The organism is Aeromonas piscicola (genome assembly GCF_000820005.1).
In the GTDB taxonomy this organism is placed as follows: Bacteria; Pseudomonadota; Gammaproteobacteria; order Enterobacterales; family Aeromonadaceae; genus Aeromonas; species Aeromonas piscicola.
This window is the reverse complement of record NZ_CDBL01000063.1, coordinates 20,874-36,381: the sequence shown is the minus strand read 5'-3', so window position 1 is coordinate 36,381 and position 15,508 is coordinate 20,874. Positions and strand designations below refer to the sequence as shown.

The window sequence follows — 15,508 nt, the reverse complement described above, 5'->3', positions numbered from 1 at the left end:
GTCATGGCAAGCGATCTGCTTGGAATTGGTACCTCGGGTGTGATGGCCCAGCAGCGACTGCTGCAGACCACCAGTAACAACATAGTGAACGTCAATAGCCAGGGCTATGTGCGCGAACGTACCCTGATCTATACCAATTCCGTCGGTCTGGGCACGGGCGACATGCTGACTGAGCGGGTCATCAATGCCTATGCCCAGGGCGAAGTACGGCGCGACACCTCCGCCTATTTTGCCTCGGCCACCCGCTACGAGCAGCTCTCCAATACCGATACCCTGCTGGGGGATACCAGCAACAGCGTCGGGGCCGCCATCACCTCCTATTTCAAGGCGTTTCACACCGCCAACGAAGCGCCGGCCGATATTGCCGGCCGCAAGACCACCCTGAGCGAGCTCAGCGGCATGGTCAACCGCTTTCATACCCTGTCGGCCCAGCTGGACAAGCAGACCGACACCATTAATACCACCATAGGTGACGAGACCAAGCGGGTGAACGGCCTCATCAACAGCATCAACGATCTGAACCAGGCCATCATCCGTACCCAGGGCTCGCCGGAAGAGAACCTGATGCTGTTCGACCAGCGGGATGAAGCTATCCGCCAGCTCTCCGAGAAGATGGAGATCCGCACAGTGCCCCAGGCCAATGGCAGCATGCTAATCAACATGAGCACGGGGCATTCTCTGGTGCTCAATGGCGGGGTGGCCCAGTTCAGCGTCGTGCCGGGTAATCCTGATTCCCGCGAATCCGAGCTGCAGCTGACCGCGGGAACCAACAAGACCAGTATCAACGAAAGCACCATTGGTGGCGGCATGGGGGGCTTGTTCTCCGCGCGCAATGATCTGGAGCCGGCCAAGCGCGAACTGGGTCAGTTGGCCGCGGCCATGGCCGATGCCATGAACCAGCAGAACCGGTTGGGCATGGATCTGGATAACGAGCTGGGGGGGGATCTCTTCTCCCTTGGTGTCAGCGACGGCCTGCCTTATGACCAGAACACAGGCACGGGTGCCGCCAAGGTTAATTTCGTGCCCGGCAAGGGCAGTGAAGTAACCACCTTCGATTACGAGGTGCAGTTCAGCAGCGCCACGGGTTATGAGGTGTTCTCGCTGGACAAGGACGGCAATCGTACCTCGCTGGCGACCGGCACCACGCCCCCTGCCAAGTTCCAGCTACCGGGCCATGGCATAGAGATTGATCTGTCCGGCACGCCGGCAGCAGGGGATCGCATCCTGCTGCAGCCGACCAAGCGGGCGGCCGCCGGCTTGGGGCAGCTTGCCACCCGCCCCGAGGATCTGGCGCTGGCGTCCCCCCTCAAGGCGGACAAGAGCAAGAACAACTTCGGCTCTGCCGAGATCAAGCTCAACGGTGTCTTCAACACCAGCACGGGATCGGGTTTTGGTACCAACACCCTGGATCCGACGGCTCCCCAAGTGGTGAAGGTCGACAACAGCGGCAACTACGAAGTCTATGCGGCGGACGGCACAACCCTGATCGGGGTGGCGCCGGCTGCCAGCAAGGGCCAGAACCTGATGGCTGCCATCGAGAGCCCGCTGGGGGGGCCCAAGGTGTATGCGAACCCGACCCAGTCGCCCGGCTACGAGTTCAGTATCACCGGCACGGTACAGCCCAAAGACAGCTTCACCTTGAGCTACAATCAGGATGGTTTTGCCGACAACGCCAATGGTTTGGCACTGGCTGAGCTGCAGAACAAGGATCTGGTGCGCAAAAGCACCAATACGGGCACCAGCAACGACAAGATGACCTTCAACGAGGCCTATTCCGGCCTGGTGACCGGGGTGGGCAACAACACCAGCCAGGCCAAGACGCTGCTCAAGGCCAACGAGGCAAAGCTGACCCAGAGTACCAATATTTTCGAGAGCGTCTCCGGTGTGAGTCTCGAAGAAGAGGCGGCCAACCTGATCCGCTACCAGCAGTCTTATGCGGCATCGGCCCAGGTGGTCAGCACGGCCAAGACCATCTTCGATACCCTGTTGTCATCAGTGAGGTAAGTTCATGCGTATTACCACCAACATGGTCTATAACCGGAATATTTCCTCCCTGAACAACGCCAATGAAAGATTGAGCACGGCTTATGAACAGCTGCAGAGTGGAGATAAATTCAAGACATCGGGAGAAGACCCCTCCGGCATGAGCCAGAAGATGGCGCTGACCAAGGAGATAGATCTGTTCAAGCAGTATGGCGTCAATGGCAGTCTGCTTGAGAACAGCCTGGGCCATGAAGAGACTGTGCTGACCGCGCTCAACACCGCCATGACCAGTGCCCAGACCTTGATCCAGAAGGCGAACGACTCGGCGGTAGGCTCCGATGATCGCAAGGCGATCGCCAGCGAGCTGGAAGGCTTGCAAAAGCAGATGTTCGATCTGATGAACAGCAAGAACTCCCAGGGCGAATTCATTTTTGGTGGGAACCAAAGCAAAACCCAGCCCTTCGTCCAGGATGCCAGCGGCAATTACCTCTTCCAGGGGGATACAGGCCAGCGCAATATCCAGGTCTCTCCGACGGTGCAAATTGCGGCCAATGACTCCGGCTTCAATCTGTTTGAAATCGTGCCGACCCGCAGAACCAGCAGTGCGGGCAGCGCCAATATTCAGGTCGGAGTGGCCGATCAGGGCAATTTCGACAGCTTTTATCGCAACAACTATGACCCCGCGCTGGCCAGCAACCAATATACGGTGACCACGGCGGCGGGTGCACCGGATACCTATGAAATACGGGATGGTGGTGGCGCTCTGCTGCAAAGCGGTGATTATGTGGCAGGCAACAAGATCCCTTTCAATGGTCTGGAGCTAACTCTGGATCTGCCCGCAGGGGGCGCCGCGCAAAATTTTGTGCTGGACTCTCCCCAGAACAACAACATTCTGGATGGCATGTCCGACTTCATTACAGCTTTGCGTGACCCCAATATTTCGGCAGACGATTTTCAGGTGAAGGTAGCGGATGCCACTTCCCACATGAAAAATGCCCGGCTGAATGTCGATCAGGGGCTGGGTGAGATTGGCGGCAGGATGAACAGCCTGGAGCAGGTACTGGGTTCAAACGAGGGGCTGAGTACTCTCAATCAGCAGGCCAGGGCCAAGGTTTCCGAGGCTGACTTGTATGAAGTCATTGCCGCCTTGTCCAAAGAGGATGCGGCCTTGAGCGCCTCCCAGCTCTCCTTCAGCAAAATAAGCAAACTGACCCTGTTTGACTATATTCGCTGATATTTTCCGCCCCTGTTCAGCGCATTGCGGGATGCGATGAACAGGGGGGCATTCGTATCTTGTTTGCTACTTCCTGATATATCCTCGTTTAAATCCTCTTTTTCTCCAATTGTAACAAGCTGTTGCAATGGGCCATTTAGCCCTCCCTGTCGGGTTGACTCACACAGCGCATTCGATAATCATTCAGCCCGCACAACAGAGGGTTGTGCTGATTTTTTTGCAGCATCTCGTTAGGCGAGGCTCCTGTATAAACAAAGGCCACTGATCTCACGACGTCGAGAGACGCCCAAGCTCAGGACAGTTTTCATCGGATTAAGGTGTAAACCCAAGTGGCTTCCGGCATGCCGGATACGTTATACAGTGCTAAAGCTGGTACGTGGGGATGATGACACGCCGGACGGCGTCATTTCCTGCCTATTACTCGTCAATCAAATTGCTGTTTTCTTTCAGACAGCGACCGGATATCCGATCGCGCTCAGGCTCAGCCTGAAATCACATGAGGTCATTTGTGATGAAGAAAACACAGACTCTACTCAATCGTCATCAACTGCTCGATCTGGCCGCCCTGCAGGGCTGGCTGGAGAATAATCTGGATCCGGTTCAGCGTGCCGATCAACTGCTGACCCTGCGTCCGGAAGAGCTCAACTGCATCTTCGATACCCTGCCCATTGCCGAGGGTGCGGCGCTGCTCAGCTCGTTGTCGGCCGATTGTGCCGGACGCCTGCTGATGCGGCTGCACGCCAGCATAGTCGGTCTGTTGCAAGGGGCCATGCCCCGTCGCGACATGCTGGCCATACTGCGCCGGCTCGGTAGCAGCGATCGCACCATGCTGCTCTCCCGTTTTCCAGAGCCGGTGCAGTCCACCTTCTACTCCCTGCTCGACTGGCCGACCGAATCGGTCGGTGCCAACATGCGCCATGAATTTTTGGCCATCGGCGATCAGGAGACGGTGGGCAGTGCCAAGCAGCTGATCCACGATGCCTGGGACAACGCCCAGTTGTTCCAGAACCTCTATGTGGTCAACACCGAGAATCGTTTGCTCGGCAGCATAGCGCTCAAATCCTTGCTGATAGCGGATCCTCTGCTGCCGGTCAGCGAGCTGATGGACAGGGATACGGTGCGTATCAACGCCCGGGCGGATCAGGAGCTGGCGGCGCGCCTGCTGATCGACCGCGACATCTCGACCTTGCCGGTGGAGGAGCAGGGCAAGCTGGTGGGTATCTTCCATGTGGATGATGCCGCCGACATCCTGGAGCTCGAATCCACCGAGGATGCCGAGATGCAGGGCGGCTCCTCGCCGCTCGATACTCCCTATTTGCAGGCGACCCCCTGGCAATTGTGGCGCAAGCGGATCGGCTGGCTGTTGATCCTGTTCGTGGCCGAAGCCTATACGGGTACTGTGCTGCGGGCGTTCGAGGAACAGCTGGAAGCCGCCATCGCGCTGGCCTTCTTCATCCCGCTGCTCATTGGTACCGGCGGTAACAGTGGTACCCAGATCACCACCACCATAGTGCGCGCCATGGCGGTTGGCGAAGTGAGCATGCGCAACCTGGGGACTGTCTTGAAAAAGGAGCTCTCCACCGGTCTGCTCATCTCGGCGGCGATTGCAGTGGCGGCCTGGATCCGGGCCTGGAGCCTGGGCGTCGGTCCCGAGATCGGCATGGTTGTGACCTTTACCATCATCGCCATCGTGCTGTGGAGCGCCACTGTGGCATCCATTATCCCCATGGTGCTGCGTCGCTTCCGGATTGACCCGGCGGTGGTGTCAGCCCCCTTCATCGCCACCCTGGTGGACGGTACCGGCCTCATCATCTACTTCGAGATGGCCAAGTTGTTGCTGCCCGAGTTGCAGTAACCCGCACCTGGCGCGGATGAGTCAAACAGCAAAAAGGCAGCCTGGGCTGCCTTTTTGCTTGTCTGCCTGCCGAACAGTGGGGCTCAGCCCAGCTGAAACAGCAGCGGCCAGCCCTGCTCCTGACAATAACGGTGCTCTTTCTCCAGGTTCTGCATCAGCAGGCGGTTCTCGTCGCACCAATCGATCGGCAGGGTGACCACCAGCTGATCTTCGGCTGCCTGCACCTTCCATTCCGGCAACAGGTTGTCCTGGCGCCTGTGGTGCGCCGCCACGGCGAGGCGCAGGATGCGAATGCAACGCAGCACGGTCTGCTCGTCGTGGTTGGGCAGGGGAGGGAGCTCGGAGAGCTTGAGCCCCTTGCGCTGAAACCGCACCAGCGCCGCCAGCAGTGCCTGATCGTCCTGGTTGAAGCCGGGCAGATCCGTGTGCTGCAAGATATAGGCGGAGTGGCGATGGATGCCGCTGTAGTTGATGGCCAGACCAATCTCGTGCAGTCGCGCCGCCCAGCCGAGGATGGCGCGATAGGGCTCCTCCGGCATCTCCCAGGGACCGCTCAGGGCATCGAACAGGGCCAGCACGCTCTGCTCGACCCGGTTGGCCTGGCGCTTGTCGATGCGATAGTGGGTGGAGAGGGCAAGCGCGGTACGCTCGCGAATGTCGTGGTGCTGCAAGCGCTCCTCGAATTCATACAGCAACCCTTCGCGCAGGGCACCGTCCGAATACTCCATTCTCTCTATGGGCAGAGAGGTAAAGAGTCCAAGCAGTATGGCCACGGCGGCGGCAAACACCTCCTGGCGCTCCTCGGTCAGGCCGGCGAGTTTCAACTGATCGACCCGCTTGTGGTCGAGCATCTCCCGCTTGAGCCGCTCCAGCCCCGCCAGCGTGATGGCGCCATCGGTCCAGCCTTCCCCTTGCAGCACGTCGCGCACGGTTCGAATCGAGCCGGAGCTGCCGAGGCAGCTCTGCCAGCCCAACTTGCGATACTGGTTGATGATAGGGGCGAGCTGATGCTGGGTCTCCAGCACGGCGCCGTTGAAGGCCTTCTCGCTCAGCTTGCCGTTGGCAAAGAAATGCTGGGTGAAGCTGACACAGCCCATCTTGCGGCTGGTGAGTGCCTTGTGATCGAAGCCTTCCCCTATGATGAGCTCGGTGCTGCCACCGCCAATATCCACCACCAGCACCTGGCCTTCGATATGCTGGGTATGGGCAACCCCCTGATAGATGAGGCGCGCCTCTTCCTGACCACTGATGATCTCGATGGGATGGTTCAGCACCTTAGTCGCCTCGCTCACGAATTCGCGGGCGTTGCTGGCGCGGCGCAGGGTATAGGTGCCAGCAATGCGGATCTGATCCGGCTTGATGTTGGTCAGTCGTTCGGCAAACAGGGCGAGGCAGTCGAGCCCCCGGCCCATGGCTTCCATCGACATGCGGCGCTGTGCATCCATTCCTTCCGCCAGCCGGACCCGCTCCTTGATGCGATCGACGATCTGCAGACGTCCCTCGTTGAGGCGGGCGATCACCATGTGAAAACTGTTCGAGCCAAGATCCACGGCGGCGTACAGGCTATTGTCCATTGTTTGACTCTATGCGTTTGAGGTAGTCGTAAATCGCGACCTGGGAACGGATCTTGCGGCGGTTGCCCCGTTTCACATACGCGTTTTGCTGGTCTGCATCTATGACCCTTGCCTTGCAGGTGTCGCTCAGCTGCAGTTGCAAAATATCCAGGATGCGCTGCTTGAGGCGCTCGTCATAGATGGGGGTCCCCACCTCGATCCGGCCATCTATGTTGCGGCTCATCCAGTCGGCGCTGGAGATATAGAGCTGGGGGTTGCCCTTGTTGTGGAACACCATGACCCGCGGGTGCTCGAGGAAGCGGTCTATGATGCTGATCACCTGGATGTTGTCACTGAGACCCGGCACGCCGGGGCGCAGGGCACACATGCCACGGATGATCATCTGGATCGGCACCCCGGCCTGGCCGGCGGCATAGAGCCGGTTGATGAGATCCCTGTCCACCAGGTTGTTGATCTTGAGGGTGATGCCGCTGGGCTGGCCCGCCTTGGCGTTGGAGAGCTCGTTGTCGATGAGTCGATAGAGCTGACGGCGGCTGTTGATGGGGGAGACCAGCAGGTGGTTGAACTTGTAGCGTTTATAGGGGTACTCGATGTATTCGAACACCCCCTCCACCTCGGCTGTGATATCCGGGTGGCGGGTCAGCAGAGAGAAGTCGGTGTAGATCTTCGCCGTTTTCTCGTTGAAGTTGCCGGTGCCGATATGGGCGTAGCGCACCGCCTCGCCATGTTCATGGCGAGTGATGAGGCAGAGCTTGGAGTGGATCTTGAGGCTCGGCACCCCGAACACCACCTTGACCCCTGCGTCGGTGAGAATGTTGGCCCAGTCGATGTTGGCCGCCTCGTCGAAACGGGCGCGCAATTCGACGACGACTGTCACCTTCTTGCCGTTGTTGGCGGCATCGATGAGGGAGTGGATGATGCGCGACTTCTTGGCGACCCGGTAGATGTTGATGCGAATGGCGCTGACCGCCGGATCGAACGCCGCCTGGCGCACCAGCTCGGTGAAGTGGTGGAACTTGTGGTACGGGTAGTAGAGCAGAATGTCCTGCTTGGCGATGGCATCGAAGGCGTTGACGAAGCCGTCAAAGTCGCGGCAATCGAGGGCCGGCAGCTTGGGGTTTTCCAGATAATCCCGGCCCACGTTGGGGAAGCCGATGAAATCCTTGAAGTTGTGATAGCGCCCGCCTGGCATGATGGCGTCGTAGGAGCTGATCTGCAGCTTGAGTTTCAAGAAGCTTATCATGGCGGCGGGCATCTCCCGCTCGTAGACGAAGCGCACCGGCATGGCGGTGAGGCGTTGCTTCAAGCCGTCACTCATCTTGTCCACCAGACTGAGATCCAGCTGGTCGGAGAGATCATACTCGGCATCCCGGGTCAGTTTGACTGCGTAGGCGGCTATCTCGTCGTAGTCGAAGAAGCCCTTGAAGATCTCGTCGAGACAGAAGCGGATGACGTTGTCCAGAATGATGATCTGCTTCTTGCGGCGAGTCCCTTCCGGCGGCAGCTGGAAGAAGCGGGGCAGATCGTCGGTCGGTACTTCCACCAGGGCATACTGGATCACCTGGCCATTCTTCTTCATCTCGATGGCCAGATAGGTGTACTCGTCCTTGAGGAACTTGACCGGGTTGACCTCCTTGTTGAGCAGGATCGGGATGATGTGGCGCAGCACCTTCTCCCTGAAAAAGACCCGCAGCCACTGCTGGATCGACTCGGAGATCTGGCTCTCGTTGACCAGGAAGATGTTGTGGCGGGCGAGCGCTATCAACAGCTCCTTGTAGGTGTTGTCGAATGCTTCGCCGAGCGCCATCACCTTCTGCTGGATGGCGCGCAGCAACACCTTGGCCTCGTCGCCGCCGCCGTGAACTTCATTGATCAGGATGCGGCGCTTGACGTCCGACACCCGCACCTTGAAGAACTCATCCTGGTTGGAGGAGAAGATACCCAAAAAACGGACCCGCTCTATGAGGGGCACCGTCTTGTCCATTGCCTCTTGCAACACCCGTTCATTGAATGAGAGCCAGCTCAGCTCTTTCTCTTCATACTGCTTGTCGGTGCTCATGTGATGCCTCTGTGGTCGGGTCGCGTCTGCGCGGCAGTAATGGCGTAAAAATATGACAGGGTGATGACCATCCGCTCAGTCTGCGAAAGCCTGGTCTATGTCGACCACCAGATCGTCGGAGAGAGACTCCAGCGCGGTGATCAGATCGTCGAGTTCGAGCTGGGGTGGCAGGGCAACCAGGGCATGGGCATAGAAGAGCGGTGCACCGGAGTGGGGGGCTGGCTCGCAACCCGTGGTGAGGTCGGACACGTTGATGTTGAGCTGGCGCAATATGCTGGCCACTTCGTGGACGATACCGGCCCTGTCGTTGCCGGTGACGCTGAGCATCACCTGACGCTCCGGCTCCTGGCCGGGCTGGCCTTCGGCAAAGCTGATGGTGAGGCCAGGCAGCATCACCAGCGCTTCGCACAGGTTGCGGTAGTGCTCATCGGGTACTGTCACGTGCAGGATGCCGGCAAATTGTCCCGCCAGCTCGCTCATGGAGCTGCCCAGCCAGTTGCCCTGCTGCTGAGTGATGACATCCGCCAGACTCTCGACTATGCCGGGTTTGTCTGTGCCTATCACTGTCACGACCAATTGCTTTTGCATCCTGCTCTCCTTGGAATTGGGTTTCTATAGCCATTGTGCCTGCTGTGACAGGCCATATGAAGCCCCGCCCGGCGTAAATAGGGTGAAAAAGCGCAGAAGGGAGGGGGCGGGCCATGTTTCAGCGCTGCCTGCCACTGGGCCCCTGTGGTAGAGTGATGCCCCTCTTTTGTTTTGTGAACTGGATAGTGCGCTCATGAATACCCTTGTCGTATCGGGATTGGTGTTGTTGGTGCTGCTCCTGCTGGCGGTCTTCTGGACTCGAGGCAAGAAAGGCAAGCCGTTGCCCTATGATGTGCAGGAGACCCTGTTCAGTCCGGCCGAGCGCTCCTTCCTCGGCGTGCTGGATCTCGCGGTCGGTGACAAGGCCCGGGTGTTTGCCAAGGTGCGGGTGGCCGATGTGCTGACCCCGGAGGCGGGCATGGGCAAAAGCAAGTGGCAGCAGGCGTTCAACAAGATCAGCGCCAAGCACCTGGATTACCTGCTCTGCCACCCGGCCGATCTCTCCTTCATCTGCGCCATCGAACTCGATGACAGCTCCCACCGCCAGCAGAAGCGCAGAGCCAGGGACAGCTTCCTCAAGGCTGCCTTCGACAGCGCCGGTTTGCCGCTGCTGCAGATCCCGGCAAGCAGCCACTATCAGGTGGAAGAGTTGCGGGATCTGATCTTGCCGCTGCTGATCAAGAAGACCGAGCCGCTGGCCGACGATCTGATGCCGGGTGAGCGTCGCGAGCCGACCTTCAGCCCCCTGTTGCTCGATGGTGTCGACACGGAAGAGACCCGTCATGGCGGCCGTTCGTCGTCCAGTTCCTCGACCATGTCGACCGTCACGACCCCGGTCAGGAGCGCGCTGGTTTCTGCCACAGACAGCGAGCTGGTGGACAACCTGTTTGCCGAGGTGGATGACGAAGAGGACGATCACCCGCACCAGGCGCCTCATTGTCCTCGTTGCGATGCCCCGCTGGTCGAGCGGGAGGCCAAGAAAGGGCCTCATGCCGGCCGCCTGTTCATGGCCTGCAGCCGCTTCCCCGAGTGCCGCTACGCCGCGCCTCACACTAACGCCCGTCACTGACCCCCTGTCGCCATTCCTGGCCTCGTCATGGGGCCGGGAACGGGTGGCCGATAGTCCCGTCTCGTTATCTTGTTTGTGCTTCCCATCAAAAAGAGGCGACAAAATTTATCTTATTCCGCAGTTGCGTCGATAAACTTAGGTTAAATGCGACAATTTTTGACAATGCGTCGGAATTTTGGCACTTTGTGCCTCCTGCATAAAGTGCGTGGCTAGACCACAGATGCACAATAAAACAAGAAGTTACGTCGATTATAAGAGGGATGTGTATGATGGCGATGGGAGTATTGATTGTTGATGCCGATGCGCAGCGGCGCCAACAGTTGGGCACAGTGCTCTCGTTCATGGGGATCCCGTGGCAGGAGATAGTCGAGAACGAGCTGGATGTTGCCATCGAGTCGTCCGGCCCGCTGCAAGGGGTGCTGGCGGGAACCTTGACCGGCCGTTCGCTGGATGAGCTGCTGGCCAGTTTCCCCCGGGTGCCCTTCCTGTCTCTGGTCGAGGCGGACTTCCCCAACAGCAACTTCATCGGCGTCGCCGAAGCTCCCTTCACCTACGAATCCCTCACCCGCCATTTGCACTTCTGTCAGGCGTTTGTCTCCCTGCATCCCCGTCAGCAGACCCACGATAAGGGCCAGGCGTTGCTGCGTCTGCTGGTGGGCAAGGGACGGGGCATCCAGGAGGTGCGCCGTCTCATCAGCCAGGTGGCGGAGACCGAGGCCAATGTGCTTATCCTGGGGGAGTCCGGGACCGGCAAGGAGGTAGTGGCCCGCGCCATTCACGAGCTCTCTCCCCGCAGCGGGGGTCCCTTCGTGCCCATCAACTGTGGCGCCATCCCGGCCGAATTGCTGGAGAGCGAGCTGTTTGGCCACGAGAAGGGCGCCTTCACCGGTGCCATCGCCGCCCGCCGGGGCCGCTTCGAGCTGGCCCAGGGTGGCACCCTGTTCCTCGACGAGATCGGCGACATGCCTTTGCCGATGCAGGTCAAGTTGCTGCGGGTGTTGCAGGAGCGGCTGTTCGATCGGGTGGGGGGGGGCAAGCCCATCCAGGCGGACGTGCGCATCATAGCGGCCACCCACCGGGATCTGGAGGCCATGATCCGCACCCAGGGCTTTCGGGAAGATCTCTACTATCGCCTCAATGTCTTCCCGATTGAGACGCCGCCGCTGCGGGAGCGGGTCGACGACATTCCCTTGCTGCTGCAGGAGCTGCTCAACCGCCATACCGAGCAGCATCAGGGCATGATTCGCCTGACCCAGCGGGCTCTGGAGTCCCTGATGCAGTACCCCTGGCCCGGCAATGTGCGCGAGCTCTCCAACCTGCTGGAGCGATTGCTCATCCTCTACCCGCAACAAATAGTCGATGTGGCCGACCTGCCAAGCCGTTATCGCCTGCTGCCGTGCGAGCCGAGGGATGAGCGGCTGACCGAGATGGACGAGCGCGATGCACTGGCAGCCGTGTTCCAGGATCCCCCCGAACTGGAGCACAGTGCCAGTTACTCCCGTGCCATGCAGCTGCCGGAGGAGGGGGTCAATCTCAAGGAGATGCTGGCCGACCTCGAGGTGGAGCTGATCCGCCAGGCCCTGGAATCCCAGGATGGGGTGGTGGCCCGCGCCGCCGACTTGCTCGGCATGCGTCGTACCACCCTGGTAGAGAAGATGAAAAAATACGGGATGAGCAAGGAAGTATAAGGGTCAAAGCCTTGACGCCTTTATTCAAGGCTTTGATTTTTAGTGATAATTTTAGTGGCATGGAAATTGAATAACCTGACCCAATAGCCAGTTTGAGGTCAGCTTTATGACAGCCCAGCAGCAAGACAACCCACTCCAGTCTCATGAGGTGAGCCAGCTCTACGCTATCTTCACGGCGCTGCCGACCGGTGTATTGCTGCTCGATGGCGAGGGTCGCATCACCCGTGCCAACCCCGCCGCCCTGGCGCTGCTGGGGGAGCCGCTGGAAGGCCAGGCCTGGCGCCAGATCATCGCTCGCTGCTTCCAGCCCCGTGAAGATGATGGTCACGAGATCTCCCTGCGCGATGGGCGTCGGGTGCAGCTTTCGACCCAGCCGCTGCCGGATCAACTCGGCCAGCTGGTATTCATCACGGATCTCACCGAAACCCGCAAACTGCAGGACAGAGTCAACCACATGAAGCGGCTGTCTGCCCTGGGCAACATGGCTGCCTCGCTGGCACACCAGATCCGCACACCGCTTTCCGCCGCCATGCTCTATGCGGCCAACCTGGCCAACCGCACCCTCAAGCCCGAGTCTCGCAGCCAGTTCCAGCAAAAGTTGATGGATCGGCTCAAGGATCTGGAGAAACAGATCAACGACATACTGCTGTTCGCCCGCAACGGTGACAATCAGGTGGTGACGCCCATTTCGGTCCAGGGATTGCTGGCGGAGGTGCAGGCTGGTGCCGAGGCATTTTGCAACCAGCAGGGCTGTGAGCTGCACATGGAGGCGCCCGAGCCGGATCTCTGCCTGCTCGCCAACAGCAATGCGCTGGCGGGGGCCATCAACAACCTGATTGCCAACGCCCAGCAGGCGGGGGCCACCTCGCTGCTGGTGAGTGCGGTGCGCAGCGGCGCCAGGGTGGAGATGCGCATCCTCGACAATGGCAAGGGGATGCCAGCCCACCTGCTCAACCAGATTTTCGAACCCTTCTTCACCACCCGCTCCCAGGGCACAGGCCTGGGTCTGGCTGTGGTGCAATCCGTGGTACGTGCCCATCAGGGGGAGGTCAGCGTGGCCTCAGTGCCCGCTGAAGGCACCTGCTTTACCCTGTCGTTCCCCCTGCATCAGCAAGCGGTGCAGCTTGGAGGTGTCGCATGACTCAGGCTCGTATTCTGGTCGTGGAAGATGACAATGGCCTGCGCGAGGCGCTGGTGGATACCCTGTTGCTCGGCGGCTACGAGTGCCGTGAAGCGGACAGCGGCGAGCGCGCCCTGCTGGCGTTGTCGCGCCAGAGCTTTGACATGGTGATCTCGGATATCCAGATGGGGGGCATGGATGGCCTGACCCTGCTGGCCAACATTCGCCAGCAATATCCCCAGGTGCCTGTGCTCTTGATGACCGCCTACGCCAACATAGACGGGGCCGTGCGCGCCATGCGCGAAGGAGCCATCGACTACCTCGCCAAGCCGTTTTCGCCCGAGGTGCTGCTCAACCAGGTCAGCCGTTATGTGCCGGCCCAGAAGGTGGAGAAGCGCGCCGTGGTGTACGGGGATCCCAAGACCGCCGAGCTGTTCCAGCTGGCGACCCGGGTGGCCCGAAGCGAGGCCACCGTCATGGTGACAGGCCCGAGCGGGACGGGGAAAGAGGTGCTGGCCCGCTACATTCACGACAACTCCAGCCGCGCCGAGCAGACCTTTGTCGCTATCAACTGCGCCGCCATCCCGGAAAACATGCTGGAGGCGACCCTGTTTGGCTACGAGAAGGGGGCCTTCACCGGCGCCGTGCAAGGGTGCCCAGGCAAGTTCGAACAGGCTCAGGGCGGCACCTTGCTGCTCGACGAGATCACCGAGATGGATCTGGGGCTGCAGGCCAAGCTGCTGCGGGTCTTGCAGGAGAAAGAGGTGGAGCGGCTCGGCAGCCGCAAGCTGATCCCGCTGGATGTGCGGGTCATCGCCACCAGCAACCGGGATCTCAAGAAGGCGGTGCAGGACGGCCTGTTCCGCGAGGATCTCTACTACCGTCTCAACGTCTTCCCCCTGCGCTGGACTTCGCTCTGGGAGCGACCCGGCGACATATTGCCGCTGGCGGAACACCTGCTGGCACTGCATGCCAGCCAGCAGGGGTTGCCGACGCCGCAGCTGACAGACGCAGCGCGCGAACGCCTGCTGGCCCACCCCTGGCCCGGCAATGTGCGGGAGCTGGACAACGTGGTGCAGCGTGCCCTGATCCTGAGCCCGGACGGGCTCATCGGCTGCGAGCACCTGATCCTGGAAGAGGTGGACGAGGAGGAGATCCGCTTCACCGTCGGTGAGCGCAGCAGTGGCAGCGAGCATCTGGGCAGCGAGCTCAAGCAGCAGGAGCACCAGATCATCCTCGATACCCTGCAAGATTGTAACGGCAGCCGCAAGGCGGTGGCCGACCGGCTCGGCATCAGCCCGCGCACCCTGCGCTACAAGCTTGCCCAGATGCGGGAGGCGGGGATCGATCTGCCCGCCTGAGTGCGGGGCGGGCATCGCCTGGGGCCTGGCGACCCGGCGCGTATATCTGCGCGGCTGGTGTGTCCTGCCAGGGAACTGTCATGGTCTTGGCGGCCTGGCTCGATTATCATGGGGTCCTTGGCGCTTTGTGCCTGGACCCTGTTTTTATTGGTAGAGCAGGGGACCTAGCCTCAACAAGGGACCCTTATGATCTCTCATCGGAAACTCGAAACCGTACTGAACCATCTGCTCGAACCCCACGCCATCAAGGATTATTGCCCCAATGGACTGCAGGTGGAGGGACGCGAGCGCATTCGCAAGGTGGTGACCGGCGTCACCGCCAGCCAGGCCCTGATCGACGCGGCCGTGGCCGCCGATGCCGATGCCATCCTGGTGCACCACGGCTACTTCTGGAGCGGTGAACCGGCCCAGATCACCGGCATGAAGCAGCGCCGCCTCAAGACCCTGCTGACCCATGATATCAACCTGTTTGCCTATCATCTGCCACTGGATGTGCATCCCGAGGTGGGCAACAATGCCCAGCTCGCCAAGCTGCTGGACATCAAGGTGCGCCGGGGCCTGGAGCCCTGGAACAGCAAGAGCGTTGCCATGGTGGGCAAGCTGGAACAGCCGATGAGCGGCAGCGACTTTGCGAAGCTCATCGCCGAGCGGCTCGGCCGTGAACCGCTGCATTGCGGTGACACAGGCCCCGAGCTTATCCGCTCCGTGGCCTGGTGCACCGGTGGTGGCCAGAGCTATATCAATCTGGCGGCAGAGCAGGGGATCGATGCCTTCATCTCGGGCGAAGCCTCCGAGCAGACCATCCACACCGCCCGCGAGATGGGCATGCACTTCTACGCCGCTGGCCACCACGCCACCGAACGCTATGGCGTCAAGGCGCTTGGGGAGTGGCTGGCGACCGTGCACGGGCTGGAGGTGACCTTTATCGATATCGACAATCCGGTCTGATTAGCGGTGGAAGGTCGAGTCTCTCCGGT

General features: G+C 60.3%; 11 protein-coding genes and 1 riboswitch. Of the genes, 8 read left to right on the top strand and 3 right to left on the bottom strand.

Going from position 1 to position 15,508, the window contains the following annotated elements:
- Positions 1 to 3 precede the first annotated feature (3 nt).
- The 3 genes from BN1128_RS15990 (at position 4) to mgtE (ending at position 5,072) form a co-directional block, all read left to right on the top strand.
- Positions 4 to 2,004: a FlgK family flagellar hook-associated protein gene (locus BN1128_RS15990; protein ID WP_042870543.1), complete on the top strand. Its 2,001-nt coding sequence runs from the start codon at positions 4 to 6 to the stop codon at positions 2,002 to 2,004.
- A gap of 4 nt (positions 2,005 to 2,008) precedes the next feature.
- Positions 2,009 to 3,217 carry a flagellar hook-associated protein FlgL gene (gene flgL, locus BN1128_RS15985; RefSeq protein ID WP_042870541.1) on the top strand — a complete coding sequence of 403 codons (1,209 nt, stop codon included), beginning with the start codon at positions 2,009 to 2,011 and terminating at the stop codon, positions 3,215 to 3,217.
- A gap of 219 nt (positions 3,218 to 3,436) precedes the next feature.
- Positions 3,437 to 3,606: riboswitch (M-box (ykoK) riboswitch) on the top strand.
- A gap of 122 nt (positions 3,607 to 3,728) precedes the next feature.
- Positions 3,729 to 5,072: a magnesium transporter gene (gene mgtE, locus BN1128_RS15980; protein WP_042870540.1), complete on the top strand. Its 1,344-nt coding sequence runs from the start codon at positions 3,729 to 3,731 to the stop codon at positions 5,070 to 5,072.
- An 83-nt stretch (positions 5,073 to 5,155) separates the two neighbouring features.
- Here mgtE and ppx read toward each other — a convergent pair whose 3' ends face one another.
- The 3 genes from ppx to BN1128_RS15965 all read right to left on the bottom strand — a co-directional run bounded on the left by ppx (position 5,156) and on the right by BN1128_RS15965 (position 9,293).
- Complete coding sequence (ppx, locus tag BN1128_RS15975) at positions 5,156 to 6,646, bottom strand: exopolyphosphatase (protein WP_042870538.1); 1,491 nt, start codon at positions 6,644 to 6,646, stop codon at positions 5,156 to 5,158.
- Complete coding sequence (gene ppk1, locus BN1128_RS15970) at positions 6,636 to 8,705, bottom strand: polyphosphate kinase 1 (protein WP_042870536.1); 2,070 nt, start codon at positions 8,703 to 8,705, stop codon at positions 6,636 to 6,638. Before ppk1 ends, ppx begins: the two co-directional genes overlap by 11 nt.
- A gap of 75 nt (positions 8,706 to 8,780) precedes the next feature.
- On the bottom strand, positions 8,781 to 9,293 hold the full coding sequence (locus BN1128_RS15965) for a glycine cleavage system transcriptional repressor (RefSeq protein ID WP_042870534.1): 513 nt from the start codon (positions 9,291 to 9,293) through the stop codon (positions 8,781 to 8,783).
- Positions 9,294 to 9,486: 193 nt separating this feature from the next.
- On the opposite strand from BN1128_RS15965, the gene BN1128_RS15960 reads away from it, so the two are divergent.
- The 5 genes from BN1128_RS15960 to BN1128_RS15940 all read left to right on the top strand — a co-directional run bounded on the left by BN1128_RS15960 (position 9,487) and on the right by BN1128_RS15940 (position 15,479).
- Complete coding sequence (locus tag BN1128_RS15960; RefSeq protein ID WP_042870532.1) at positions 9,487 to 10,362, top strand: DUF2726 domain-containing protein; 876 nt, start codon at positions 9,487 to 9,489, stop codon at positions 10,360 to 10,362.
- Positions 10,363 to 10,628: 266 nt separating this feature from the next.
- Positions 10,629 to 12,050: a sigma-54 dependent transcriptional regulator gene (locus BN1128_RS15955; RefSeq protein WP_042870530.1), complete on the top strand. Its 1,422-nt coding sequence runs from the start codon at positions 10,629 to 10,631 to the stop codon at positions 12,048 to 12,050.
- Positions 12,051 to 12,156: 106 nt separating this feature from the next.
- Positions 12,157 to 13,191 carry a sensor histidine kinase gene (locus BN1128_RS15950; protein WP_042870529.1) on the top strand — a complete coding sequence of 345 codons (1,035 nt, stop codon included), beginning with the start codon at positions 12,157 to 12,159 and terminating at the stop codon, positions 13,189 to 13,191.
- Positions 13,188 to 14,531 carry a sigma-54-dependent transcriptional regulator gene (locus BN1128_RS15945; protein ID WP_042870527.1) on the top strand — a complete coding sequence of 448 codons (1,344 nt, stop codon included), beginning with the start codon at positions 13,188 to 13,190 and terminating at the stop codon, positions 14,529 to 14,531. Before BN1128_RS15950 ends, BN1128_RS15945 begins: the two co-directional genes overlap by 4 nt.
- Before the next feature lie 186 nt (positions 14,532 to 14,717).
- Positions 14,718 to 15,479, top strand: coding sequence for a Nif3-like dinuclear metal center hexameric protein (locus tag BN1128_RS15940; protein WP_042870526.1), 762 nt, complete (start codon positions 14,718 to 14,720; stop codon positions 15,477 to 15,479).
- Positions 15,480 to 15,508: the final 29 nt, after the last annotated feature.

Bases quoted from the DNA above. Each gene is read 5' to 3' on its own strand.
- BN1128_RS15955 (WP_042870530.1), top strand. From the start codon at position 10,629: ATGATGGCGATGGGAGTATTGATTGTTGATGCCGATGCGCAGCGGCGC.
- BN1128_RS15950 (WP_042870529.1), top strand. From the start codon at position 12,157: ATGACAGCCCAGCAGCAAGACAACCCACTCCAGTCTCATGAGGTGAGC.
- BN1128_RS15990 (WP_042870543.1), top strand. From the start codon at position 4: ATGGCAAGCGATCTGCTTGGAATTGGTACCTCGGGTGTGATGGCCCAG.
- BN1128_RS15965 (WP_042870534.1), bottom strand. From the start codon at position 9,293: ATGCAAAAGCAATTGGTCGTGACAGTGATAGGCACAGACAAACCCGGC.
- ppx (WP_042870538.1), bottom strand. From the start codon at position 6,646: ATGGACAATAGCCTGTACGCCGCCGTGGATCTTGGCTCGAACAGTTTT.
- BN1128_RS15960 (WP_042870532.1), top strand. From the start codon at position 9,487: ATGAATACCCTTGTCGTATCGGGATTGGTGTTGTTGGTGCTGCTCCTG.
- BN1128_RS15945 (WP_042870527.1), top strand. From the start codon at position 13,188: ATGACTCAGGCTCGTATTCTGGTCGTGGAAGATGACAATGGCCTGCGC.
- flgL (WP_042870541.1), top strand. From the start codon at position 2,009: ATGCGTATTACCACCAACATGGTCTATAACCGGAATATTTCCTCCCTG.
- mgtE (WP_042870540.1), top strand. From the start codon at position 3,729: ATGAAGAAAACACAGACTCTACTCAATCGTCATCAACTGCTCGATCTG.
- BN1128_RS15940 (WP_042870526.1), top strand. From the start codon at position 14,718: ATGATCTCTCATCGGAAACTCGAAACCGTACTGAACCATCTGCTCGAA.
- ppk1 (WP_042870536.1), bottom strand. From the start codon at position 8,705: ATGAGCACCGACAAGCAGTATGAAGAGAAAGAGCTGAGCTGGCTCTCA.